The organism is Pseudomonas sp. KT_2_4, from assembly GCF_041410225.1.
Taxonomy (GTDB): Bacteria; Pseudomonadota; Gammaproteobacteria; order Pseudomonadales; family Pseudomonadaceae; genus Aquipseudomonas; species Aquipseudomonas paracarnis.
The window spans coordinates 3408603-3431518 of record NZ_CP166962.1 but is presented as its reverse complement, the minus strand read 5'-3'; the positions used below and the strand labels follow the sequence as shown (position 1 = coordinate 3431518).

The window sequence follows — 22916 nt, the reverse complement described above, 5'->3', positions numbered from 1 at the left end:
GATGATTAGACGGCAACTTTGTGGTCGGTCAGGCCAGGGCTGCTGACCCGGTAGATACCAATTTCGCCCAACAGGTTGGGCCATAGCTTACTCGCCCAGCCGTGGCGGTGCTGTTGATCGACGGCAAGGCGGTTGATCACCTTGGCTTCACGCTCGCCACACAGGGCTTCGAAGTCTTCGAAGGTGCAGAAGTGGATGTTCGGCGTGTTGTACCAAGTGTACGGCAGGAAGTCGGAGACCGGCATGCGCCCCTTGGTGGCCAGGTACCAGCGGCAGCGCCAGTGGCCAAAGTTGGGAAAGGTGATGATGCATTGGCGGCCCACGCGCAGCATTTCGTCAAGGATGCGGTCCGGGTAGTGCACGGCTTGCAGGGCTTGGGTCATCACCACGATATCGAAGCTGTTGCTGGCAAAGTTGCCCAGGCCCTTGTCCAGGTCCTGCTCGATCACGTTGATGCCCTTGGCCACGCACTGGGCGATGTTATCCGGGTCGTTTTCCAGGCCGTAGCCGGTGACTTGCTTGTGGTCACGCAGCCAGCTCAGCAATTCGCCATCGCCGCAGCCCAGGTCGAGCACGCGGCTGCCGGCGGGGATCCAGTCTTGGATGATTTCCAGGTCGGCTCTCATGGCGTTCTCACAGTGCGATTCGGTTCATGTAGTTGCTAAAGGCCTGCAGGTAACGCGGGATCGGAATCAGGAAGGCGTCGTGGCCTTGCGGTGCATCGATCTCCAGGTAGCAGACGTCTTTCTTGGCGGCCATCAGGGCATCCACCAGCTCACGGGAGCGTGCCGGCGAAAAGCGCCAGTCGGTGGTGAACGACATCACGCAGAACTGGGCCGTGGCGTGCTCGAAGGTTTTTGCCAGGTCGTCATCGTGGTTGGCGGCCGGGTCGAAGTAGTCCAGAGCCTTGGTCATCAGTAGGTAGGTGTTGGCGTCAAAGCGCCCCGAGAATTCCTCGCCCTGATAACGCAGGTAGCTTTCCACCTGGAACTCGACGCTGTGGAAGTCGTAGTTGAGCTTCTCGCTCTTGAGGCCTCGGCCGAATTTCTCGCCCATGGAATCGTCGGACAGGTAGGTAATGTGGCCGACCATCCGCGCCAGCATCAAGCCGCGCTTGGGGATCACGCCCGCTTCCTGGAACGAACCGCCGTGGAACTCGGGGTCGGTGAGGATCGCCTGGCGCGCCACTTCGTTGAAGGCGATGTTCTGCGCCGACAACTTGGGCGCCGAGGCGATGGCCAGGCAATGACGCACGCGGTCTGGGTAAGTGATGGTCCATTGCAGGGCCTGCATGCCGCCCAGGCTGCCACCAATCACGGCGGCCCACTGGCTGATGCCCAGCAGGTCGGCGAGGCGTGCCTGGCTGTGCACCCAGTCCTCTACCGTCAGCACTGGGAAGTCGGCGCCGAACGGTTTGCCGGTTTCCGGGTTGAGGCTGCTGGGGCCGGTGGAGCCGTTGCAGCCGCCGAGGTTGTTCAGGCTGACCACAAAGAACTTATTGGTGTCGATGGGCTTGCCGGGGCCGATGCAACTGTCCCACCAGCCGGGCTTGCGGTCGTCAACGCTATGGAAGCCGGCGGCGTGATGATGGCCGGATAAGGCATGGCAGATCAGCACGGCGTTGCTCGCCGTGGCGTTCAGTTGGCCATAGGTTTCGTAGATCAGGTCGTAGGCTGGCAACGAACGGCCGCAGGCCAGGGCCAGGGGTTCGCTGAAATGCGCCACTTGTGGCACGACCAGTCCAACAGAATCGGGGGGGAAGGCAGCTGGCATCGACCCTGCTCTCGTTTAAATGAGGCGTAAGTCTAAAGAGCGGGGACCCTAGCGGCAAGCAATGGTCGGGGGTTAGCGTGATCGTTCCCACGCTCCGCGTGGGAATGCCTCTTGGGACGCTCTGCGTCCTGCCCTGGTGACGCGGAGCGTCACGGCTGCATTCCCACGCAGAGCGTGGGAACGATCAGCACAAGCCATGCTATCGCAGGCAAGCCAGCTCCCATAGGGGCTACGGCATTCAGATCAGGCCAAACAACTCTTTTGGCATGTAAGCAAAGTAGGCCAGGCGCGGAATCACCCAGCTTTGCAGCAACTGAATCACGATAAACGCGAAGATCGGCGAGATATCCAGGCCACCCAGGTTCGGAATCAGGCGACGGAAGGGTGCCAGCACGGGCTCGGTGATCTGAGCCACCAATTCGGCACCTGGGCTACGGCTGCCCGGTGCGACCCAGGAGAGGATCACGCTGATGATCATCGACCAGAAAATGATCTTCAGGAACAGCGAGAAAATCCCGATCAGGCCCCATGGCAGCAGCAGGACGGTGAAGGCCTGGTAGCCATTGAGCATCAGGATCACCACGAACAGCAAAATCTGCAGCAACAACGCCAGCACCAGCGACGACATGTCCAGGCCGAACAGGCTCGGGATCACTCGGCGCAGCGGCTTGAGCAGTGGTTGGGTGGCCTTCACCACGAACTGGCACAGCGGGTTGTAGAAGTTTGCCCGCACCAGTTGCAGGATAAAGCGCATCAGCACGATCAGCAGGTACAAGCTGCCCAGGGTCTGGATGATGAAAATGGCAGCGTCATTGATTCCGAGCATGTTTGATTACCTTGGTAAGGGACGACTATTTGCCCAGTTGCTCAGCCATCTCGGCTGAACGATGTGCGGCGGCACCCAGTGCTGTTTCCACCAGGGCTTCAAAGCCCCCGGCCTGGAACGACTCGATAGCCGCTTGTGTGGTGCCACCTGGCGAGGTGACGCGACGGCGCAGTTCGGCGGCATCCACCTCGCTGCCGACCGCCATTTTCGCGGCGCCCAGGGCGGTTTGCTCCGCCAGTTGCTCGGCCACGTCGTGGGGCAGGCCCAGCTTGACACCGGCGGCGGTCATGGCCTCGATCAGCAGGAAGAAGTAGGCCGGGCCACTACCGGAAACGGCGGTAACCGCATCCAGTTGCTGTTCCTGCTCCAGCCACACGGCGATGCCCACCGCAGACAGCAGTTCCTGGGCCTGGTCACGTTGCTGCGCGGTGACTTCGCCGGTGGCATACAAACCGCTGACGCCCTGGCGCAGCAGCGCCGGGGTGTTGGGCATGCAGCGCACGATGGGCTGGGCGCCGAGCCAGTTGGTCATGCTGGCGCAGGTGATGCCAGCGGCAATCGACACCACCAGTTGGTGAGGTTGCAGACTCGGGCGCAGGCTCTCGCACACAGCCTTCATGGCCTGGGGCTTGACCGCCAGCACGATCACATCGACGCCGTGGATGGCCTCGGCATTATCAGCGAAGGTCTGGATGCCGTGTTCGGCGCTGACGCGCTCGCGGGTCTCGGCGCCCGGGTCGCTGGCGCGGATCTGCTCGGCGTCCAGGCCCTTGGCCCGCAGGCCACCGATCAGGCTGGCCGCCATGTTACCGGCGCCGATAAAGGCAATACGCGTGTTGCTCATGACAGGTCCTTATTTTCGAGGGATGTCAGCCATTTCACGGCTGGCCGTAGTCGCGGGCGCCAAACAGCGCGGTACCGATCCGCACCCAGGTGGCGCCTTGGGCAATGGCCGACTCAAGGTCGTGGCTCATGCCCATGGAAAGTGTGTCCAGCGCCAGGTTCAAGCTGGCTTGCAGGTCGCGCACCGTGGCAAACGCCGCATCCTGCTCTGCCCGATCTTCAGTCGGCTCGGGAATCGCCATCAAGCCCCGCAGCTTCAAGCGCGGCAGGGCGCTGATCGCCGTGGCCAGGGCCGGCAGGTCGGCGGGTGTGCAGCCGGACTTGCTGGCTTCGCCACTGACATTGACCTGAATGCAGATATTGAGCGGCGGCAGGTCGGCCGGGCGTTGTTCGGACAGGCGTTGTGCGATTTTCAGGCGGTCCACGGAATGCACCCAAGCGAAGTGCTCGGCGATAGCGCGAGTCTTGTTCGATTGAATGGGGCCGATGAAGTGCCAACTCAAGGGCAGGTCGGTTAAATCCGCCTGTTTGCCCAGGGCTTCCTGCAGGTAGTTTTCGCCAAAGTCGCGCAGCCCGGCGGCATAGGCTTCGCGCACTGCCTGCGCGGGTTTGGTCTTGCTCACGGCCAGCAGGTGGATGCTGCTTGCGTCACGTTGCACGGCGTCGGCTGCGGCGCGGATGCGCTGGCTAACCAGGCCGATGTTGTCTGCTATCGTCGACATTCAAGATGCGCCCGTGGATATGGAGTCCGCGGCATTCTACTGGAAATGGAAAGCCCTATGGATATCACGCAATTGCTGACGGCCAGCGTAAGCCGAGGCGCCTCAGACCTGCATCTGTCAGCCGGCCTGGCACCGATGCTGCGCATTGATGGCGAGGTTTGGCCGCTGGATGGGCCAGCGCTGGACGCTACCCAAGTGGTCGACTTATTGAGCCCGTTGCTGAATAAACATCAACAAAAGGATTTCGAAACATCTCTTGAAACGGATTTTGCCTTCGAATTGCCAGGCGTCGCCCGGTTCCGGGCGAACGTGTTCCGCCAGGATCGCGGCGTGGGTGCAGTGTTCCGGGCTATTGCGACTGAGGTCCAGAGCCTGGAGGCGCTGGGATTGGGCGAGGTGTTCCAGCGTATCGCCCGCCTTCCTCGCGGCCTGGTGCTGGTGACCGGGCCCACCGGTTCTGGCAAGTCCACGACCCTGGCGGCGATGATCGACGACCTCAACCGGCATCGACGCCAGCATATCCTCACGCTGGAAGACCCCATCGAGTTTATCCACAGGCCGAAACTGGCGCTGGTCAACCAGCGCCAGGTGCATCGTGACACCCACAGTTTCTCGGTGGCCCTGCGTTCAGCCCTGCGAGAAGACCCGGATGTGATCCTGGTGGGTGAATTGCGCGATCTGGAAACCATCCGCCTTGCGCTGACGGCGGCAGAGACCGGGCACCTGGTGTTCGGCACTCTGCACACCTCGTCGGCGGCAAAGACGATAGACCGGCTGGTGGACGTCTTCCCGGCCGGGGAAAAGGCCATGGTCCGCTCGATGCTGTCGGAGTCGTTGCAGGCGGTGGTCTCTCAGGTGTTGGTGAAGAAGGTGGGCGGTGGGCGTGTGGCCGCCCATGAAATCATGCTGGGTACGCCGGCGATTCGTAACTTGATCCGTGAGGACAAGGTGGCGCAGATGGTTTCGGCAATTCAGACCGGTGGGGCGTTGGGGATGAAGACCCTGGATATGAGTTTGAAGGCGTTGGTGGGCGCGGGCCTGGTCAGTCGGGAAGAGGCGCGGGAGAAGGCGAGGGTGCCGGCAGATATCTAAAACGCACAGATACACAATGTGGGAGCTGGCTTGCCTGCGATAGCGGACTGTCAGGCACTCTCTCTGCCAACTGACACACCGTCATCGCAGGCAAGCCAGCTCCCACATTTGATTGCATTTCAAAGGGGGAGCTTCAGTGGTGCCTGGCTTAGCGCTGCACGATCCGCAGGTTGCTGTTCTGCTCTTTAGGCAGTACCCGCTTGGCAATCACGTAGTTCTTGTCCCAGAACGGCTTTTTCAGCGTGTCGATGCTCACCGACTTGCCACGGCGCGGTGCGTGAATAAAGCGGTCATTGCCCAGGTAGATGGCAACGTGGTTCACCTGGCGGCTCTTCAACTTGAAGAACAACAGATCGCCCGGCTTCAGGTCTTTGCGGTCAACCTTCAACCCATGGCCGGCCGCCATGGCGTTGGAGGTGCGTGGCAGGTCCACCGCTTTTACATCGTTAAATGCATATTTCACCAGCCCGCTGCAGTCGAACCCTTTACTTGGGCTGCTGCCGCCCCAACGATAAGGTGTACCGAGCACGTTGACGGCACGGCTCAAGACGTTGCTGCTTTGCTTGGTGTTCACGGCCAGCTGGGTGGAAAGCACTTTGCCGTGGGCCTTGCTCAGTTGAGTCGGGCGGCTGACGGTCGGCTTTGCCGCTTTGGCAGTGCTGGGCGTGCTATGGACTTTAGGGGTGAAACCGTTAACGTTCGGAAGTCGTTGCTCACGATTGGTGGCGTGGGCGGCCAGTGGCATTAATAGGCAAATGGTTAGCCATGTCTTGAAAAATGGTCGCATTAGGCGTGGCTCTTATGGGTTTGCGCGCAACTTTATAACAGCTTTTTGTGCTGTTCTCAGGCCGTTTGTCGACTGAACCTTGGGGTCAAATTCAGGAAAAACGCGACGATTCGCCGCAATTGTCCTACACAAGGCAGGCGGTACAAGGCTTTGAGGGCAGGAAGATACCATTTACCGTACGTCGGGCGCCCGTAAAAAAGTCACAAAGAAAATGAAAAAATTTATCTATCGACGCAAAAGAGGTCCTTCATGAACACCTATCAACAGGTTGGTCAGCAGCACGACACCCACAGTAAGGCGATTGGTTACCTACTGTGGATTTTCGGTTTTACCGGGGCTCATCGCTTCTATTACGGCAAGCCGGTGACCGGTACGATCTGGTTTTTCACCTTCGGCTTGCTGGGTATTGGCTGGCTGATCGACTTGTTCCTGATCCCGGCCATGGACCGTGAAGCCGACCTGCGTTTTACCGCTGGGCCCATTGAATACAACGTGGCCTGGATTCTGTTGGCGTTCCTGGGGGTGTTTGGTGTGCACCGTATGTATCAGGGCAAATGGATCACCGGCCTGATCTACCTGCTGACCGGCGGTTTGTTCCTGATCGGGGTGCTGTATGACTTCTGGACGCTGAACACGCAGATCTCGATCCGCAATGCCGAGCGCAACAGCGGCTGCTGAGCACTGATCGTTCCCACGCAGAGCGTGGGAACGAGCTTGCGCGTCAAGCCTGGTAGCTGATCCGCCCATCCATCAAGGTGTACCGCACCGTCGCCGGCAGGCTGTGGCCGATGAACGGGCAGTTTTCGCCCTTGGACAACCAACGCTCACCAGCCACCGTCGAGCTTGCCAGGTCGAACAGCACCAGGTCCGCCGGTGAACCCACCGCCAACTGGCCCGCTGGCAAGCGCAGGGCCTCGGCCGGGCCGGCGCTCAGGCGCGACAGTAGTGTCGGCAAGTCCAGCAAGCCGTCTTCCACCAGCGTCATCGCCAATGGCAGCAACAACTCCACGCTGCTGATGCCCGGCTCGGTCGCGCCAAACGGTGCCAGCTTGGCGTCTCGCTCGTGAGGTTGGTGATGGCTGGAAATCGCCGACACCACACCCGACTTCACCGCCGCACGCAAACCGTCACGGTCTGCCTTGGTGCGCAGCGGGGGCTGTACGTGGTAAAGGCTGGAGAAGTCGATCAGCGCCTCATCCGTCAGGATCAGCTGGTACAGGGCGACATCCGCAGTTACCCGCAAGCCACGGGCCTGGGCCTGGGCGATCAGAGCCACGCCCCGGGCGCTGGTCAACTGGCTGAAATGCGCACGCACGCCGCTTTGTTCCACCAGCAACAGGTCACGGGCGAGGGCCACGGTTTCTGCGGTTTCCGGAATGCCCGGCAGGCCGAGGAAGCTCGCCACTGCGCCTTCATGGGCCAGGCCGCCTTCGGCCAGGTCGCGGTCTTGGGAATGGAAGATCACCGTCAAGTCGAACGTGGCCGCGTATTCCAGGGCGCGGCACAAGGTGCGCGTGCTGCGAAAGCTTTCCAGGCCATTGCCGAAGGCCACGCAACCGGCGTCACGCAGGGCGATCAATTCGGCGAGTTGTTCGCCATCCAGGCCCTTGCTCAAGGCGCCAATGGGAAACACTTTGCAATTGCCGGCTTCGCGGGCGCGGTCGAGGATCAGCTCGGTCACAGCAGAAGTGTCCAGTACCGGCTTGGTATTGGGCGGGCAACACAGGCTGGTCACGCCACCGGCTGCCGCGGCCTGGGTTTCGCTGGCGATGTTGCCTTTGCGACTGTAGCCCGGTTCACGCAGGGCGACATTCAAGTCCACCAGCCCAGGTGCGGCCACCAGGCCCTTGGCGTCAATGCTCTGGCCGGCGTTGAAGCCGGCGGGGGCGGCGCCGATGGCGACGATCTTGCCGGCGTCCAGGTGTAGATCGGTAACTTGGTCCAGGCCGCTGGCCGGGTCGATGACTCGGGCGCCGAGAATGCTGAGCTTCACTGGGCCTGCTCCTGCTCGAATTGACGTTGCGCGGTTTGCCCGCTCATGGCCATGGACAGCACGGCCATGCGCACGGCGATGCCGTAGGTCACTTGGTTGAGAATCACTGATTGTGGGCCGTCGGCCACCGCCGACTCAATTTCCACGCCGCGGTTGATTGGCCCCGGGTGCATCACGATGGCATCCGGCTTGGCCTTGGCCAGGCGTGCGGTGGTCAGGCCGAACAGGCGGTAGAACTCACCTTCGCTGGGCAACAAGCCCCCGGCCATGCGCTCGCGTTGCAGGCGCAGCATGATCACCACGTCCACATCCTTGAGGCCTTCGGCCATGTCGGTGTAGACCTTCACGCCATACTGTTCGATGCCGATGGGCAATAGGGTCTTGGGCGCGATCACGCGGATATCCGGGCAACCCAGGGCCTTGAGAGCCAGCATGTTCGAACGTGCCACCCGCGAATGCAGGATGTCGCCGACGATGGCTACCGAGAGGTTTTCAAAGCTGCCCTTGTGCCGACGAATGGTGAGCATGTCGAGCATGCCCTGGGTCGGGTGCGCGTGACGGCCGTCGCCGCCATTGATGATCGCCACGTTCGGGCACACATGCTCGGCGATGAAATGCGCAGCGCCGGAGTCGCCGTGGCGTACCACGAACATGTCGGCGGCCATGGCTTCCAGGTTGCGCAGGGTATCGAGCAGGGTTTCGCCCTTGCTCGCCGACGAGGTGGACACGTTCAGCGTGATCACATCGGCCGACAGCCGCTGGGCCGCCAGTTCAAAGGTGGTGCGGGTGCGGGTGGAGTTTTCGAAGAACACGTTGCAGATGGTTTTGCCGCGCAACAGCGGGACTTTCTTCACTGCCCGGCCACCGACTTCCAGGAACGAGTCGGCGGTGTCGAGGATTTCGGTGAGCAGTTCGCGGGGCAAACCGTCGAGGGACAAGAAGTGTTGCAACTGGCCCTGAGCATTGAGCTGCAGCGGGCGCTTGGCATCTAGAGGCGTCATCGCGGGGACTCTTTACAAGGCGGTTTAAAGGGCAAGGTCTTGCAGTTCGAGTTCGAGCGGCGTAGGACCGGACAATTTTACCCGCTGCTGGGGTGCAAGCGACAGGGTTGCACCCACGACGTCCGGGCTGATCGGCAGTTCGCCAGCATCCAGGTCCAGCAGGCACACCAGGGTCACGCTGGCAGGGCGGCCATAGTCGAACAATTCGTTCATGGCGGCGCGGATGGTGCGGCCGCTCATCAGCACGTCGTCGATCAATACCAGGTGCTGGCCTTCGATCTCGAAGGGCAGGGCCGATGGGCGCACTTGTGGATGCAGGCCGTTCTGGCTGAAGTCGTCGCGGTAGAAGGACACGTCCAGGGTGCCCAGAGGCGAATCGCTGCCCAGTGCTTCCAGCAATGCCTGGGCTACCCACACGCCACCGGTGCGTATGCCGATAAAACGCGGTTCGCTGATGGCACGGTGTTCCAGGTGCGCCTTGAGGCGTATCGCCATCTGGCTGATCAGTTCGGCAGGGTTCGGCAAGCTCATAGTGGCTCCTTATCAAGTGTGTAGGAGCGAGCTTGCTCGCGAAAAACTCATGGGCACCGCGTTCATCCAGCCTTCTCGCGGTATCGTTAACGTTCTTCGCGGGCAAGCCCGCTCCTACAGGATCGCGGCGGGTCAGGATTCAAATAAAGCGGTGTTTTCATCCAGCCAGCCCTGCAACAGCAAGGCCGCGGCGATAGCGTCTACCGGGTTGTCGCGGTAACTGCCCTTTTGCCCGCCACGGTCGCGGCGCTCTCCCTTGGCTTCGAAGGTGGTGAGGCGTTCGTCGTGGGTATAGAACGGCAGGTTGTAGCGGCCATTGAGGCGGCGCGCGAACTTCTCGGCGCGCAGGCACATGTCACTGGGGGTGCCATCCATGTTCAGGGGCAGGCCGACCACCACCGCGTCAGGCTTCCACTCTTTAATCAGGGCTTCGACCTGGTTCCAGTCCGGCACGCCATTCTGGGCCTTGAGGGTGCACAGCTCGCGGGCCTGGCCGGTGATGACCTGGCCAACCGCTACGCCGATCTGTTTGGTGCCGTAGTCAAAACCGAGGATCAGACGCAAAGCCATCAGGCGTGCCCCGCCTGGCTGGTCAGCAGGCTGAGGTTGACCCGCAGCTTGGCTGCTGCCGCTTCCAGGCGCAATTCGCTGGCGGTGTTGAACAAAATATCAGCGTCGAACGGGCAGGTCAGCCAGGCATTGCTGGCCAGTTCGGCCTCCAGTTGCCCGGCTTCCCAACCGGCGTAGCCCAGGGTGATCACACTCTGCTCGGGGCCGATGCCGTCGGCGATGGCGAACAGCACATCCTGGGATGTGGACAGTGACACCCCATCAAGGTCTACCGTGGCCTGGAACGTCGGCCCGGTGGGGTGCAGTACAAAACCGCGATCGGTCTGCACCGGCCCGCCGAAGTAGATCGGTACGCCCTGGCAGCGCGCTGGCGGGTCGATTTCCGGGCGCAGTTGCTCAAGGATATCGGCCAGGTTCAGCTCCTGCGGGCGGTTGACCACCAACCCCATGGCACCATTGGCCGTGTGCTCGACGATGTAGGTCAAGGTCTGCGCAAAGTTCGGGTCGGCCATATGGGGCATGGCGATCAGGAATTGGTGCTTGAGGTAAGTCGGGCTGACGTTTTTCATGTCCGCTAGTGTGGCGTTGGAGGGACGAACTGACAAGTGCGGGCGCGAGCCTGGTCGCTGATCGTTCCCACGCTCCGCGTGGGAACGCATCCCGGGGCGCTCCGCGTCCCAAGAGCAGACGCAGAGCGTCCATGGCGGCATTCCCACGCGGAGCGTGGGAACGATCTGTGCGATCAGTTGCTGGACAACCGGTCGCCCTTGGCGAACCGCCAGGTGCGGATGATTTCCAGGCGGTCCACGTCGTTCAAGTCGCCGCTGAACGGCGCAAAGGGCGCGGCCAGGCGCACGATGCGTTGCGCGGCCTGGTCCAGCAGCGGCTGGCCGGAGGACTCCAGCACCTGCACTTCATACAGCGAGCCGTCACGGTTGATCGACACCAGCAAGCGCAAGTTGCCATAAATCTGCTGGCGCCGTGCCTCGTCCGGGTAGTTGAGGTTGCCGATGCGTTCGACCTTCTTGCGCCACTCGTCCTTATACCAGGCGCCTTTGTCGCGCATGGTCGAGGCCGCGTTCAGGCGGTAGATGCGCGGGCGCTTGGCATACAGCTGTTGTTCATGGGCCAGTTCGGCTTCGAGGCTGGAAATTTCGTCGGACAGCGTCGAACTGTCGAACGTCGGCGCAGGTTTCACTGGCTCGGGCTTGGGTTCGGTCTTGGCCTTTTCGCGCTGGGTCGGGGCTTTTTGCGGCTTGGGCGCGACGGTGGCTACCGCAGCCTTGGGCGTGGCCTGCTTGACCTCGGGCTTTGGCGCCGGCGGTGGGGTGACCTTCTTGACCTGGTTGTCGTGGAAGGGCGCCACTTCGGTGGTCTTGGGCACGGCTCTCTTGTCGAGGGTGCCGCTGCCTTGCTGGTTTTCCTGGGCGAGAAAGTCAGCCTTTTCGGGCTTCTTTTCGCTCTTGAACGTAGCAAGTGTGATTTCCAGGGTCTTGGTGATCTGCTTGGGTTCCACCAGGGTGAACCCCACGCCCAGGAGCAGGGCGAGGTGAATCAGCGCAGCGAGAAACAGGGTAAAACCGAGACGATCAGCCGGGCGCACGCCGCTATGGGTGAATTCGGGGGGCAGATCGGACGGGAGTGTCATGACAAGAAAACCAACATCGCGCGTTTCACAGGTGGCGCATGATAACGCAATGTTGGTATGTGTCCGGCTGTTCTATGTCACTTGGCTTTTAGCTTGCGCTCAATGGCGGCCATCAGCATTTCGCCGATGTTCGTACCAAATGCATTGTCGATCTCGCGAATACAGGTCGGGCTGGTGACGTTGATTTCAGTGAGGTTCTCACCAATTACGTCCAGTCCGACAAACAGCAGGCCTTTTTCCCGCAGGGTCGGACCGACTTGAGCGGCGATCCAGCGGTCCTTGTCCGACAACGGCCGCGCTTCACCGCGACCACCGGCGGCCAGGTTGCCACGGGTCTCGCCGGCTGCCGGGATGCGCGCCAGGCAGTAATCCACCGGCTCGCCGTCGATCATCAGGATGCGCTTGTCACCGTCCTTGATCGCCGGCAGGTAGGCCTGGCCCATGATCTGCTGGGTGCCCAGGGCGGTCAGGGTTTCGAGGATCACCGACAGGTTCGGGTCGCCGGCGCGGTGACGGAAGATCGAGGTGCCGCCCATGCCGTCCAGCGGCTTGAGGATCACGTCGCCATGCTTGGCGGCGAATTCACGCAGTACATCGGCGCGGCGGCTGACCACGGTCGGTGGTGTGCACTGCGGGAACAGGGTGGCGAACAGCTTTTCATTGCAGTCACGCAGGCTTTGCGGCTTGTTGACGATCAACACGCCGGCCCGTTCGGCTTGCTCCAGCAGGTAGGTGGAGTACACAAATTCCATGTCGAACGGCGGATCCTTACGCATCAGGATCACGTCGAGGTCGCTAAGGGGGCTGTCGATTTCGTCAGAAAGCTCGAACCACTTCTCGGGGTTGGCGAACACCTGCAGCGGGCGCATGCGTGCGCGGGCCTCGCCTTCACCCTGGTAAAGGTCGCGCTGCTCCATATAGAACAAGGTCCAGCCGCGGGCCTGGGCGGCCAGGAGCATAGCCAGCGAACTGTCCTTTTTATAGGAAATGCTGGCGATAGGGTCCATGACAATGCCGACGCGAACGCTCATGGGGGATTTCCTCTAGCAAATTGGGGCGCATAAAAGTGGCGTCAGAGTGGCGCTGCGGCTGTTGTGGGTCAAGGAAAAACCACTGGGTGGGTGCCTCGATAGATTGCGCTTGGAGACTGTGCTAAAAAGGCTGGCACGGCGCAGCAGCCCTTGAATTCCAAGGCTTGCGGCGTTCATCCTGTGCAACATCAGGCAGTACACACCGAAAACCGATTCGCTGTGGCGATGGTAGAGCAGATATGGAACAGCATTCCAACGCCTTGAAGGTGATGGTGATCGACGATTCGAAAACGATCCGCCGCACCGCCGAGACGCTGTTGAAGAACATGGGGTGCGAGGTCATCACGGCGATCGACGGTTTCGACGCCCTGGCTCGTATTGTCGATCATCACCCGCACATTATCTTTGTCGACATCATGATGCCGCGCCTGGATGGCTACCAGACCTGCGCCCTGGTGAAGAACAACCCGGCGTTCAAGTCGATCCCGGTGATCATGCTGTCCTCCAAGGACGGCCTGTTCGACAAGGCCAAGGGGCGCATCGTGGGTGTCGATCAATTTTTGACCAAGCCTTTCAGCAAGGAAGAACTGCTGGGGGGCGATCAAGGCCTATGTGCCTGGGTTCGCCGCAGTAGAACAAGCACACTGACGCCGCCTCACGAGGGCCGGCGCCGACCAATGTAGCGGGGAAAACCATGGCACGTGTTCTGATCGTCGACGATTCGCCGACTGAAATGTACAAACTCACCGGCATGCTGGAAAAGCATGGCCACCAGGTGCTCAAGGCCGAAAACGGCGCGGACGGCGTGGCCCTGGCCCGTCAGGAAAAGCCCGACGCGGTGCTGATGGATATCGTGATGCCCGGCCTCAACGGCTTCCAGGCCACGCGCCAGTTGTCCAAGGAGCCAGAAACCAACGGTATCCCGATTATCATCATCACCACCAAGGACCAGGAAACCGACAAGATCTGGGGCGCACGCCAGGGCGCCAAGGATTACCTGACCAAGCCTGTGGATGAAGAGACCCTGATTGCCACCCTGAACAAGGTGCTGGCCGGCTAAGGCTTGCGATCATGACCGAGTCGCAAACCGCCTTTGAGCTGTTGCTGGACATCGACCGCCGCTGCCGCTTGCTGGCCGCGGACCTGCCGTCCCAGGAAACGCGCCTGCAACGCTGGAGCGGCATCGCCTTCCGCGTAGGGCCAAACGCCTACGTGGCGCCCATGGGCGAAGTCGCCGAGGTGTTGCATGAGCCGCGCTGCACCTTGATGCCGGGGGTCAAACCCTGGGTCAAGGGCGTGGCCAACCTGCGCGGGCGCTTGCTGCCGGTGATGGACCTGGGCGGTTTCCTGGGCCTTGAGTTGTCCAGGGCGCGCAAGCAACGGCGGGTGCTGGTGGTGGAGTTCAACGACCTGTTTGTCGGGCTGCTGGTAGACGAGGTGGTAGGCATGCAGCATTTCCCATTGGACGCCTGGGTGGCGAGCACCGCCTCGAGCGCCCCGTTTATCCAGGGCCAGTTCGACGGCGAGCCGCAATGGCAAGTCTTCAGCCCCTTCGCCCTGGCCCAGGCCCCTGGCTTCATGGATGTTGCCGCATGAGTACCGCTACCGCGCCCAAACCCCAGGCCGCTTCGCGCAGCCGTTCGCAGATCATCGTGCTGTTTATCGCCTTGATCGTGTTCATCATGTTGCTGTTCGCCAACTTCGCGTACCTCAACACCCAGTCCACCTACGATAAACAGTACATCGGCCACGCCGGTGAGCTGCGCGTGCTGTCCCAGCGCATTGCCAAGAACGCCACCGAGGCCGCTGCCGGGAAAGCGGCGGCGTTCAAGCTGCTGGGCGATGCGCGCAACGATTTTGCCCAGCGCTGGGGTTACCTGAAAAAAGGTGACCCGCAAACTGGCTTGCCGGCGGCGCCCAGTGCGGTGCGCGCCGAAATGCGGGCGGTGCAGACCGACTGGGAGGCGCTGCTCAAAAACACCGACGCCATCCTGGCCAGCGAGCAGACCGTATTGTCGTTGCACCAGGTGGCGGCGACCCTGGCCGAAACCGTGCCGCAACTGCAGATCGAGTCGGAAAAGGTCGTGGATATCCTGCTGCAACGCGGCGCCCCGGCCAGCCAAGTTGCCTTGGCCCAACGCCAGTCGCTGCTGGCCGAACGTATCCTGGGGGCGGTCAACACGGTGCTGGCGGGGGATGAAACCGCCGTGCAGGCCGCCGATGCCTTTGGCCGCGATGCCAACCGTTTTGGCGTGGTGCTCAATGGCATGCTTAACGGCAACCCGGGCCTGCGTATCACCCAGGTCGAAGACCCGGACGCCCGTGCGCGGCTGGCGGACATCGCCGAGCTGTTCGAATTTGTCTCCGGCTCAGTGGATGAAATTCTCGAGACCTCGCCACAGTTGTTCCAGGTGCGCGCCTCGGCGAGCAATATTTTTAACCTGTCGCAAACCTTGCTCGATGAAGCCTCGCACCTGGCCACGGGTTTTGAAAACCTCGCCAGCGGGCGCAGCTTCGACACCATCGGTGGTTACGTGCTGGGCTTGCTGGCGCTGGCCTCGATCATCCTGATCGGCCTGGTCATGGTGCGCGAGACCAACCGCCAACTGCATGAAACCGCGCAGAAGAACGAGCGCAACCAGAACGCGATCATGCGCCTGCTGGATGAAATCGAAGACCTGGCCGACGGCGACCTTACCGTCACCGCCTCGGTCACCGAAGACTTCACTGGCACCATCGCAGACTCCATCAACTATTCCGTGGACCAACTGCGCGACCTGGTCGCCACCATCAACCTCACTGCCGGGCAGGTCGCCGGTGCGGTGCAGGACACCCAGGCCACCGCCATGCACCTGGCCCAGGCATCGGAGCATCAGGCCCAGCAGATTGCCGAAGCGTCCACGGCGATCAACCAGATGGCGCAGTCCATTGACCAGGTATCGGCCAACGCGGCCGAATCCTCGGCGGTAGCTGAACGTTCGGTAGAGATCGCCAACAAAGGCAACGAGGTGGTGCACAACACCATCCACGGCATGGACAACATTCGCGAGCAGATCCAGGACACCGCCAAGCGCATCAAGCGTTTGGGCGAGTCGTCCCAGGAAATTGGCGACATCATCAGCCTGATCGACGATATCGCCGACCAGACCAATATCCTCGCCCTCAATGCCGCGATCCAGGCCAGCATGGCCGGTGACGCCGGGCGCGGTTTTGCGGTGGTGGCCGATGAAGTGCAACGGTTGGCCGAACGCTCCTCGGCGGCCACCCGGCAGATCGAAACCCTGGTGCGCACCATCCAGGCCGACACCAACGAAGCGGTGATCTCCATGGAACAGACCACCACGGAAGTGGTGCGCGGCGCGCGCCTGGCCCAGGACGCCGGGGTGGCGCTGGAAGAGATCGAAGGCGTGTCCAAAACCCTGGCGGCGCTGATCCAGAGTATTTCCAACGCGGCGCAGCAACAGACCTCATCGGCGGGGCAGATTTCCCTGACCATGAACGTGATCCAGCAGATCACCACCCAGACGTCGTCGGGTTCCACCGCCACCGCCGAAAGCATTGGTAACCTGGCGAAGATGGCCAGCCAGTTGCGCAGGTCAGTATCGGGTTTCACCTTGCCGCCGCCCAAGCAGGTCGATGATTGAAATACGACCTGAAGAACACCACAGTCCAACTGTGGGAGCTGGCTTGCCTGCGATAGCGGTCTGTCAGATACAGATATAGTGCTGACCCACCGCTATCGCAGGCAAGCCAGCTCCCACATCGAATCTCCATTGTTTGTGAGATACCAGCAACTCATGAATTCTAAGCGGAGCAGTTATGGTTGATCGGCACGACTACGTGGCCCTCGAATGGGTCAAGGGCGATATTGCCGAAACCCTGAAACAGGCCCGGTCGGCGCTGGACGCGTACGTTGAAACCCTTGACGACGACGCCCTCAACCAATGCCTGGCCGGTATCCACCAGGTGCATGGCGCGCTGCAAATGGTCGAGTTCTACGGCGCGGCGCTGCTGGCCGAAGAGATCGAAGAACTGGCCCTTGCGCTCCAGGCCGGGCACGTCGGCCAGCGCGATGAAAGTATCCGCCTGCTGCAACAAGCCCTCGGCCAATTGCCGCTGTACCTCGACCGCGTGCACAGTGCCCGCCGCGACCTGCCACTGGTGGTGCTGCCGCTGCTCAACGACCTGCGCAGCGCCCGTGGTGAAAGCCTGCTATCGGAAACCAGCCTGTTCAGCCCGCAACTGCTGTCGATCGAGCCGTTGCCTGAGCAAGCCCTGGCCCAACGGGCCACGCCGGATCTGCATGAGCAGTTGCGCCAATGGCGCCACCTGCTGCAACAAGCCCTCGCCGGGTTGCTGCGTGAAGACCACGGCCCCAGCAACCTGGAAGACATGGCGCGGGTGTTCGCACGCCTTGAAGCGCTGTGCCAGGGTGCGCCGCTGCTGCCGTTGTGGCAGGTCACCTCGGCGCTGGTCGAAGGCATGCTCACCGGCGTGGTCGCCAACAGCCCGGCGCTGCGCAGCCTGCTCAAGGCCAGCGACAAGCAACTCAAGCGCTTGCTGGTTCAAGGCATCAATGGTATCAACCAGCCGGCGCCGGACGAGTTGCTCAAGAGCCTGTTGTTCTACGTCGCCAAAGTCACCCGGCCGACGCCGCGCATGCAAAGCCTGAAGGAACGCTACGGCTTGGACGAAGCCTTGCCCGACAGCGCCGTGGTCGACGCTGAACGTGCACGGCTGGCCGGGCCGGATCGCAATGCCATGGGCTCGGTGCTCGGCGCGTTGTGTGAGGAGCTGGTGCGGGTCAAGGAGCGCCTGGATCTGTTCGTGCGCAGTGATCGCCAGCACACCCAGGACCTCGACCCCTTGCTGGCGCCGCTGCGGCAGATCGCCGATACCCTTGCGGTACTGGGTTTCGGCCAGCCGCGCAAAGTGATCATCGACCAACTCGCTGTGGTGTTGAGCCTGGTCCAGGGGCAGCGCGAACCCAATGACGCGGTGTTGATGGATGTGGCCGGCGCGTTGTTGTATGTCGAAGCGACGTTGGCCGGGATGATCGGCACCGTCGAACCGCAAAGCCGTGAAGACAGCCGCTTGCCCACCACCGACCTGACTCAGATCCATCAGTTGGTGATTCGTGAGTCGTGCCAGTGCCTGCGCCAAGCCAAGGAGCTGGTGATCGACTGCATTGAGGCTGATTGGGATCGTCAGCGCCTGGAGTCCTTGCCCGAGCTGCTGAGCCAGGTACGTGGTGCCCTGGCGATGATTCCCTTGCCGCGTGCGGCGAGCCTGATGCGCGGTTGCACCGACTACGTCGATGAGCAGTTGATGGTCAATGAAGCCGCCCCTTCGGCGACACAACTGGCGCATTTTGCCGAGGTGGTCAGTAGCCTGGAGTACTACCTCGAACGCATGCTTCAAGACCCTGACGCGGCAGGGGAAAAAGTGCTGGAGTTGGCCACCCAGGGCTTGAATGCATTGGGCTACCTGCCGGTGGAAAAACCCTGGCGTCAGGCCCTGGTCGCGCCCGAGGGGGCACTGTCCTCCGAGGCCGTATCAAACCAATCCCAATTCGATGCCTTGGCCAGCCCTGCATCACGTCTCAACCCTCCGGCCTTGCAGCGTCCAGGCAGCCTGTTGCCGCCGCCGGCCGGCGAGGAACCGATTGACGATGAATTGCGCGAAGTCTTCCTTGAAGAAACCGATGAAGTCCTCGACGTGTTGCATCGCTACCTGCCCGACAGCGCGGACAAAGCCGCCCAGGGCGAAATGCGCCGCGCCTTCCATACCCTCAAGGGTAGCGGCCGCATGGTGCGCGCCCTGGTGCTGGCCGAGCTGGCCTGGGCCGTGGAGAACCTGCTCAATCGCGTGCTGGAACGCAGCTTAGTCCTTGGCCCTGAGGTGCAGCAGGTGTTGGATGAGACCGTGGCCCTGCTGCCGGAGCTGATCGCCGATTTTGCCAGCGACGATCAACGCCAGCGCGATGAAGCCGACGCCTTGGCCGCCCGTGCCCATGCCCTGGCCAGTGGCGCTGCAACGTCGACCACCGAGCCCCATGACCCAATGCTGCTGGAGATCTTCCGCAACGAAGCCCAGGGCCATCTGGACAGCCTCGGCCACTTCCTGCAACAGGCCGCCGAGCAGGTGCCGCTGCAGGTCAGCGATGAACTGCAACGCGCCTTGCACACCCTCAAGGGCAGCGCCTACATGGCTGGCGTGTTGCCCATCGCCGAACTGGCGCGCCCGCTGGATCACCTCACCCGTGAGTACAAGGCCCACCGCCTGCCGCTGGACAAGGACGAAGTGGCGTTGTTGCTTGAGGCACAGGGGCTGTTCCAGCGCGGGGTGCGTGACCTGGACAACAATCCCCTGGCACCGATCCACGGTGCGGCCAGCGTGATCAGCCGCACCCAACACCTGCTGGAGCATCAACTTGCCGCCTTGCTCGACGCGCCCACGACCGGCCTGCGCGTCAAGCGTGACCTGCACTTGATCACCAACTTCCTGGCCCAGGGCATGGACATCCTGCTCGACGCCGAAAGCCTGCTGCGCCGCTGGCAGCAGCACCCCGGCGACCGTCAGGAGCTCACGGCATTGCTGGACGAGCTGACTACGTTGGGCGAGGGCGCTCACCTTGCCGACCTGCACCCTATCGACGCGTTGTGCGAGGCCTTGCTCGACCTGTATGGCGCGGTAGAAGAAAGCAGCCTGGCGGTCAGCGCCCGGTTCTTCCACGAGGCCGAACAGGCCCACGACGCGCTGATCAACATGCTCGACCAGTTGGCCGCCGGCCAGGAAGTCAGCCCCGCGCCCGCACGGCTGCAGGCGTTGCGCGAGTTGCTGGACGAAGCCTTGGACCCGTCCGCCACGGGCCTGATCAAAAGCGACGGCAGCCGCGCCCTGAGTATCTCCGAGTTGGGCGCGGCTACTGCGCAGTTGGATCACGCCACCGCGATGGACGACGAGATTGTCGAGATCTTTCTTGAAGAGGCCGTAGACATCCTCGACAGCGCCGGGCAGTCGCTCAAGCGCTGGTTGCTGGAACCCGAAAACGCCGCGCCCTTGTCCTCGTTGCAGCGGGACCTGCACACCCTCAAGGGCGGCGCACGCATGGCCGAAATCGACCCGGTGGGCGACTTGGCCCATGAGCTCGAATGCGTTTATGAGGGGCTGGTGGATCGCCGCTACAGTTATTGCGTGGAGCTGTCCCAGGCACTGATGGCCAGCCACGAACGCTTGGCCCAACAGTTGGACGAACTGCAACAGCAGCAACCCTTGAGTGACGGCGTCGAGCTGGTCGAAAGGTTGCGGGAGTTGCGCCAGGCCAGCAGCCCGGCAGCGCCGGCTGCGGTGGCAGCCGCCTCGGGTGCCGACCCGGAATTGCTGGATATCTTCCTCGAAGAAGCCACCGATATCCTCGACAGCTCAGGCAGCGCGTTAGTGCGCTGGCAGGGCGAGCCGGGCAATCGCCAAGAAGTGGAAACCCTGCTGCGGGACCTGCACACCCTCAAGGGCGGTGCGCGTATGGTCGAGATCGGGCCAATCGGCGATCTGGCCCATGAGCTGGAATTTCTTTACGAAGGGCTGTCCGCCGGTTTGCTCGCGCCGACCCCTGAGTTGTTCGCACTGCTGCAAGGCTGCCATGACCGCCTGGCGCAGATGATCGACGCCGTGGCCGAGGGTCTGCCGGTGGGTTCGGTGGATAAACTCATCGAGCGCATCAAGAGCCTGGTGCACCCCAGTGATGAGCCGGTCACACCGGTGGCGCTGCCGGCTGGCAAGGCCGAAGCGGTCGCCGATCCGGCTGCCGACATGGTGAAAATCTCTGCCGACTTGCTCGATGACCTGGTCAACCTCGCCGGCGAAACCTCGATCTTCCGTGGGCGGATCGAGCAGCAAGTCAAGGATGCGCGCATTGCCTTGAGTGAGATGGAAACCACCATCGAGCGCATGCGCGACCAGCTGCGCCGGCTCGACAGCGAAACCCAGGGCCGCCTCCTGAGCCGCCAGCAAGCCGAGGCCGAACGCCTGGGCTACGAAGAATTCGATCCGCTGGAAATGGACCGCCATTCGCAGCTGCAACAGCTGGCCCGTGCGCTGTCCGAATCTGCCTCCGACCTGCTCGACCTCAAGGACACCCTTGAGCGCCGCAACCAGGATGCCCACAACCTGCTGCAGCAACAGGCGCGTATCAACACCGAGTTGCAGGAAGGCCTGATGCGCACGCGCATGGTGCCTTTCGAGCGCATGTTGCCACGCCTCAAGCGCATCGTGCGGCAAGTGGCGGGCGAGTTGGGCAAGGACGTGGAGTTTATCGTCGGCAATGCCGAAGGCGAGATGGACCGCAATGTGCTGGAGCGCATGGCGGCACCCTTGGAGCATATGCTGCGCAACGCCGTCGACCACGGCCTGGAGTCGCGCGAAGTGCGGCTGGCGGCGGGCAAACCGGAGAAGGGCCGCATCACCCTGGATCTGACCCACGAAGGCGGCGACATCGTCTTCGACATGCGCGACGACGGCGCCGGCGTGCCCCTTGAAGCGGTGCGACGCAAGGCGATCAAGCGCGGCCTGCTCGCGCCCCATCAAGAGATCAGCGACCGTGACGTGTTGCAGTTCATCCTGCAGCCGGGCTTTTCCACCGCCGAAAAAATCACCCAGATTTCCGGGCGCGGCGTGGGCATGGACGTGGTGCATGAAGAAGTGCGCCAGCTCGGCGGCTCCATGGTGATCGACTCGACGCCGGGCATGGGCGTGCATTTTCGCATTCGCCTGCCGTTTACCGTGTCGGTCAATCGTGCGCTGATGGTGCACTGCGCGGACGACCAATACGCGATTCCCCTCAACACCATCGAAGGCCTGGTGCGCGTGCTGCCCCACGAGTTGGCGGGGCACTACCAGCAAGACCCGGCGCACTATGAATATGGCGGCCAGCGCTACGAGTTGTTCTACCTCGGCGACCTGCTGCACACCGCCAGCCGCCCGAAACTGCTGGGCCAGTACCAGCCTGTGCCGGTGCTGCTGGTGCATTGCAATGAACGCCGCGTGGCGGTGCACGTGGATGCCATGGCCGGTACCCGCGAGATCGTGGTCAAGGGCTTGGGGCCGCAATTCTCCGGGGTGCAGGGCGTGACCGGCGCGACCATCCTGGGCGACGGCCATGTGGTGCTGATCATCGACCTGCTGGCGCACATCCGCGCTCGGCAACCTGCCTTGCCGGCCCAGGCAGTGGATGCGCCGCTGGTCCTCAACGACCCACTGAAAAAACGCCCGCTGCTGGTGCTGGTGGTGGACGACTCGGTCACCGTGCGCAAAGTCACCAGCCGCCTGCTGGAGCGCAACGGCATGAACGTGCTCACCGCCAAGGACGGTATCGACGCCCTCGCCATCCTGGAAGAACACACCCCGGACCTGATGCTGCTCGACATCGAAATGCCGCGCATGGACGGCTTCGAAGTGGCCATTCAAATACGCAACGACCCACGCCTGATGCGCTTGCCGATCATCATGATCACCTCACGCACCGGCCAGAAACACCGCGACCGCGCCATGGCCATTGGCGTCAACGACTACCTCGGCAAGCCGTACCAAGAGTCGGTGCTGCTGGAGAGCATCGCCTACTGGAGCAAGTCCCATGCTTGAGCACCGCACCAGCCAACTCACCGGCCTGCTGCTGCCCCTGGCCGACCGCCACCTGGTGCTGCCCAACGTCGCCGTCGCCGAGCTGATCGACTTCCAGCGCGGCGAACCGGCCAGCGATGCGCCGCCGTGGTATCTGCGGCAGGTCACGTGGCGCGATCGACAGATTCCGCTGATCAGCTTTGAAGCGGCCTGCGGCGAAGCCAGCATGACGGGCGAACGCTCGCGCATCGTGGTGTTGAATGCACTGGGCGGGCGGCCGACCTTGAAGTTCATTGCTCTGGTGATCCAGGGCATTCCCCGCTCGTACAAGCTCGATAGCGAATTGAGCTACGTGGACGTGCCCCTGTGCCCGCTGGAACTGGCGGCGGTGCAAGTGGGCGAGCAGGTGGCGAAGGTGCCGGACTTGATGGGGCTTGAAGCGCTGCTGGTAGAGTCCGGCCTGGCCTGATCCTGAGCCCTA

20 protein-coding genes and 1 pseudogene are annotated in these 22916 nt (G+C 62.4%); 8 read left to right on the top strand and 13 right to left on the bottom strand.

Annotation, left to right across the window (positions count from 1 at the left end; all coding sequences use genetic code 11):
* Positions 1-5: 5 nt before the first annotated feature.
* The 5 genes from metW to AB9N64_RS15915 form a co-directional block, all read right to left on the bottom strand.
* Positions 6-626 (bottom strand): methionine biosynthesis protein MetW, encoded by a 621-nt coding sequence (gene metW / locus AB9N64_RS15935; RefSeq protein ID WP_003195091.1) that lies wholly within the window; start codon positions 624-626, stop codon positions 6-8.
* Between the two features lie 7 nt (positions 627-633).
* A complete protein-coding gene (locus AB9N64_RS15930; RefSeq protein ID WP_020301923.1) occupies positions 634-1773 on the bottom strand; it encodes a homoserine O-acetyltransferase in 1140 nt (379 codons plus the stop codon).
* A gap of 238 nt (positions 1774-2011) precedes the next feature.
* Positions 2012-2599, bottom strand: a complete 588-nt coding sequence (locus AB9N64_RS15925; RefSeq protein WP_003195087.1) for a YggT family protein — start codon at positions 2597-2599, stop codon at positions 2012-2014.
* A 25-nt stretch (positions 2600-2624) separates the two neighbouring features.
* Complete coding sequence (proC, locus tag AB9N64_RS15920) at positions 2625-3443, bottom strand: pyrroline-5-carboxylate reductase (RefSeq protein WP_032902278.1); 819 nt, start codon at positions 3441-3443, stop codon at positions 2625-2627.
* Positions 3444-3477: 34 nt separating this feature from the next.
* On the bottom strand, positions 3478-4164 hold the full coding sequence (locus tag AB9N64_RS15915) for a YggS family pyridoxal phosphate-dependent enzyme (RefSeq protein ID WP_014720328.1): 687 nt from the start codon (positions 4162-4164) through the stop codon (positions 3478-3480).
* A 57-nt stretch (positions 4165-4221) separates the two neighbouring features.
* On the opposite strand from AB9N64_RS15915, the gene AB9N64_RS15910 reads away from it, so the two are divergent.
* Positions 4222-5256, top strand: a complete 1035-nt coding sequence (locus AB9N64_RS15910; RefSeq protein WP_014720327.1) for a type IV pilus twitching motility protein PilT — start codon at positions 4222-4224, stop codon at positions 5254-5256.
* A 148-nt stretch (positions 5257-5404) separates the two neighbouring features.
* Here the strand turns inward: AB9N64_RS15910 and AB9N64_RS15905 are convergent, their stop codons facing one another.
* Positions 5405-6043 carry a C40 family peptidase gene (locus tag AB9N64_RS15905; protein WP_003195078.1) on the bottom strand — a complete coding sequence of 213 codons (639 nt, stop codon included), beginning with the start codon at positions 6041-6043 and terminating at the stop codon, positions 5405-5407.
* Positions 6044-6292: 249 nt separating this feature from the next.
* Here AB9N64_RS15905 and AB9N64_RS15900 point away from each other — a divergent pair, with 249 nt between their 5' ends.
* Positions 6293-6721 (top strand): NINE protein, encoded by a 429-nt coding sequence (locus AB9N64_RS15900; protein WP_371359516.1) that lies wholly within the window; start codon positions 6293-6295, stop codon positions 6719-6721.
* 43 nt (positions 6722-6764) lie between these two features.
* Here the strand turns inward: AB9N64_RS15900 and AB9N64_RS15895 are convergent, their stop codons facing one another.
* From AB9N64_RS15895 to gshB, 7 genes are all read right to left on the bottom strand, one after another.
* The gene (locus tag AB9N64_RS15895) at positions 6765-8036 is read right to left on the bottom strand and encodes a dihydroorotase (RefSeq protein WP_014720326.1); all 1272 of its coding nucleotides are present in this window, start codon (positions 8034-8036) and stop codon (positions 6765-6767) included.
* Positions 8033-9037: an aspartate carbamoyltransferase catalytic subunit gene (locus tag AB9N64_RS15890; RefSeq protein WP_014720325.1), complete on the bottom strand. Its 1005-nt coding sequence runs from the start codon at positions 9035-9037 to the stop codon at positions 8033-8035. Before AB9N64_RS15890 ends, AB9N64_RS15895 begins: the two co-directional genes overlap by 4 nt.
* Before the next feature lie 24 nt (positions 9038-9061).
* Positions 9062-9568: a bifunctional pyr operon transcriptional regulator/uracil phosphoribosyltransferase PyrR gene (gene pyrR, locus AB9N64_RS15885; RefSeq protein WP_019817751.1), complete on the bottom strand. Its 507-nt coding sequence runs from the start codon at positions 9566-9568 to the stop codon at positions 9062-9064.
* A gap of 132 nt (positions 9569-9700) precedes the next feature.
* Positions 9701-10138 (bottom strand): Holliday junction resolvase RuvX, encoded by a 438-nt coding sequence (gene ruvX / locus AB9N64_RS15880; protein WP_003195067.1) that lies wholly within the window; start codon positions 10136-10138, stop codon positions 9701-9703.
* Positions 10138-10707 (bottom strand): YqgE/AlgH family protein, encoded by a 570-nt coding sequence (locus AB9N64_RS15875; RefSeq protein WP_019817750.1) that lies wholly within the window; start codon positions 10705-10707, stop codon positions 10138-10140. Before AB9N64_RS15875 ends, ruvX begins: the two co-directional genes overlap by 1 nt.
* A 173-nt stretch (positions 10708-10880) precedes the next feature.
* The gene (locus AB9N64_RS15870; RefSeq protein ID WP_371359515.1) at positions 10881-11786 is read right to left on the bottom strand and encodes a TonB family protein; all 906 of its coding nucleotides are present in this window, start codon (positions 11784-11786) and stop codon (positions 10881-10883) included.
* Positions 11787-11863: 77 nt separating this feature from the next.
* Complete coding sequence (gene gshB / locus AB9N64_RS15865; RefSeq protein WP_020301918.1) at positions 11864-12817, bottom strand: glutathione synthase; 954 nt, start codon at positions 12815-12817, stop codon at positions 11864-11866.
* 239 nt (positions 12818-13056) lie between these two features.
* Between gshB and pilG the strand changes: the two are divergent.
* From pilG to AB9N64_RS15835, 6 genes and pseudogenes are all read left to right on the top strand, one after another.
* Positions 13057-13465: pseudogene (gene pilG, locus AB9N64_RS15860) on the top strand (twitching motility response regulator PilG).
* Positions 13466-13511: 46 nt separating this feature from the next.
* Positions 13512-13877 carry a twitching motility response regulator PilH gene (gene pilH, locus AB9N64_RS15855; protein ID WP_014720320.1) on the top strand — a complete coding sequence of 122 codons (366 nt, stop codon included), beginning with the start codon at positions 13512-13514 and terminating at the stop codon, positions 13875-13877.
* Positions 13878-13888: 11 nt separating this feature from the next.
* Complete coding sequence (locus AB9N64_RS15850; protein WP_020301917.1) at positions 13889-14413, top strand: chemotaxis protein CheW; 525 nt, start codon at positions 13889-13891, stop codon at positions 14411-14413.
* Positions 14410-16461: a methyl-accepting chemotaxis protein gene (locus AB9N64_RS15845; protein ID WP_020301916.1), complete on the top strand. Its 2052-nt coding sequence runs from the start codon at positions 14410-14412 to the stop codon at positions 16459-16461. Before AB9N64_RS15850 ends, AB9N64_RS15845 begins: the two co-directional genes overlap by 4 nt.
* A gap of 175 nt (positions 16462-16636) precedes the next feature.
* Complete coding sequence (locus AB9N64_RS15840; RefSeq protein ID WP_371359514.1) at positions 16637-22456, top strand: Hpt domain-containing protein; 5820 nt, start codon at positions 16637-16639, stop codon at positions 22454-22456.
* Positions 22449-22904: a chemotaxis protein CheW gene (locus AB9N64_RS15835; protein ID WP_003195048.1), complete on the top strand. Its 456-nt coding sequence runs from the start codon at positions 22449-22451 to the stop codon at positions 22902-22904. The genes AB9N64_RS15840 and AB9N64_RS15835 overlap by 8 nt, the downstream gene beginning before the upstream one ends.
* Positions 22905-22916 lie beyond the last annotated feature (12 nt).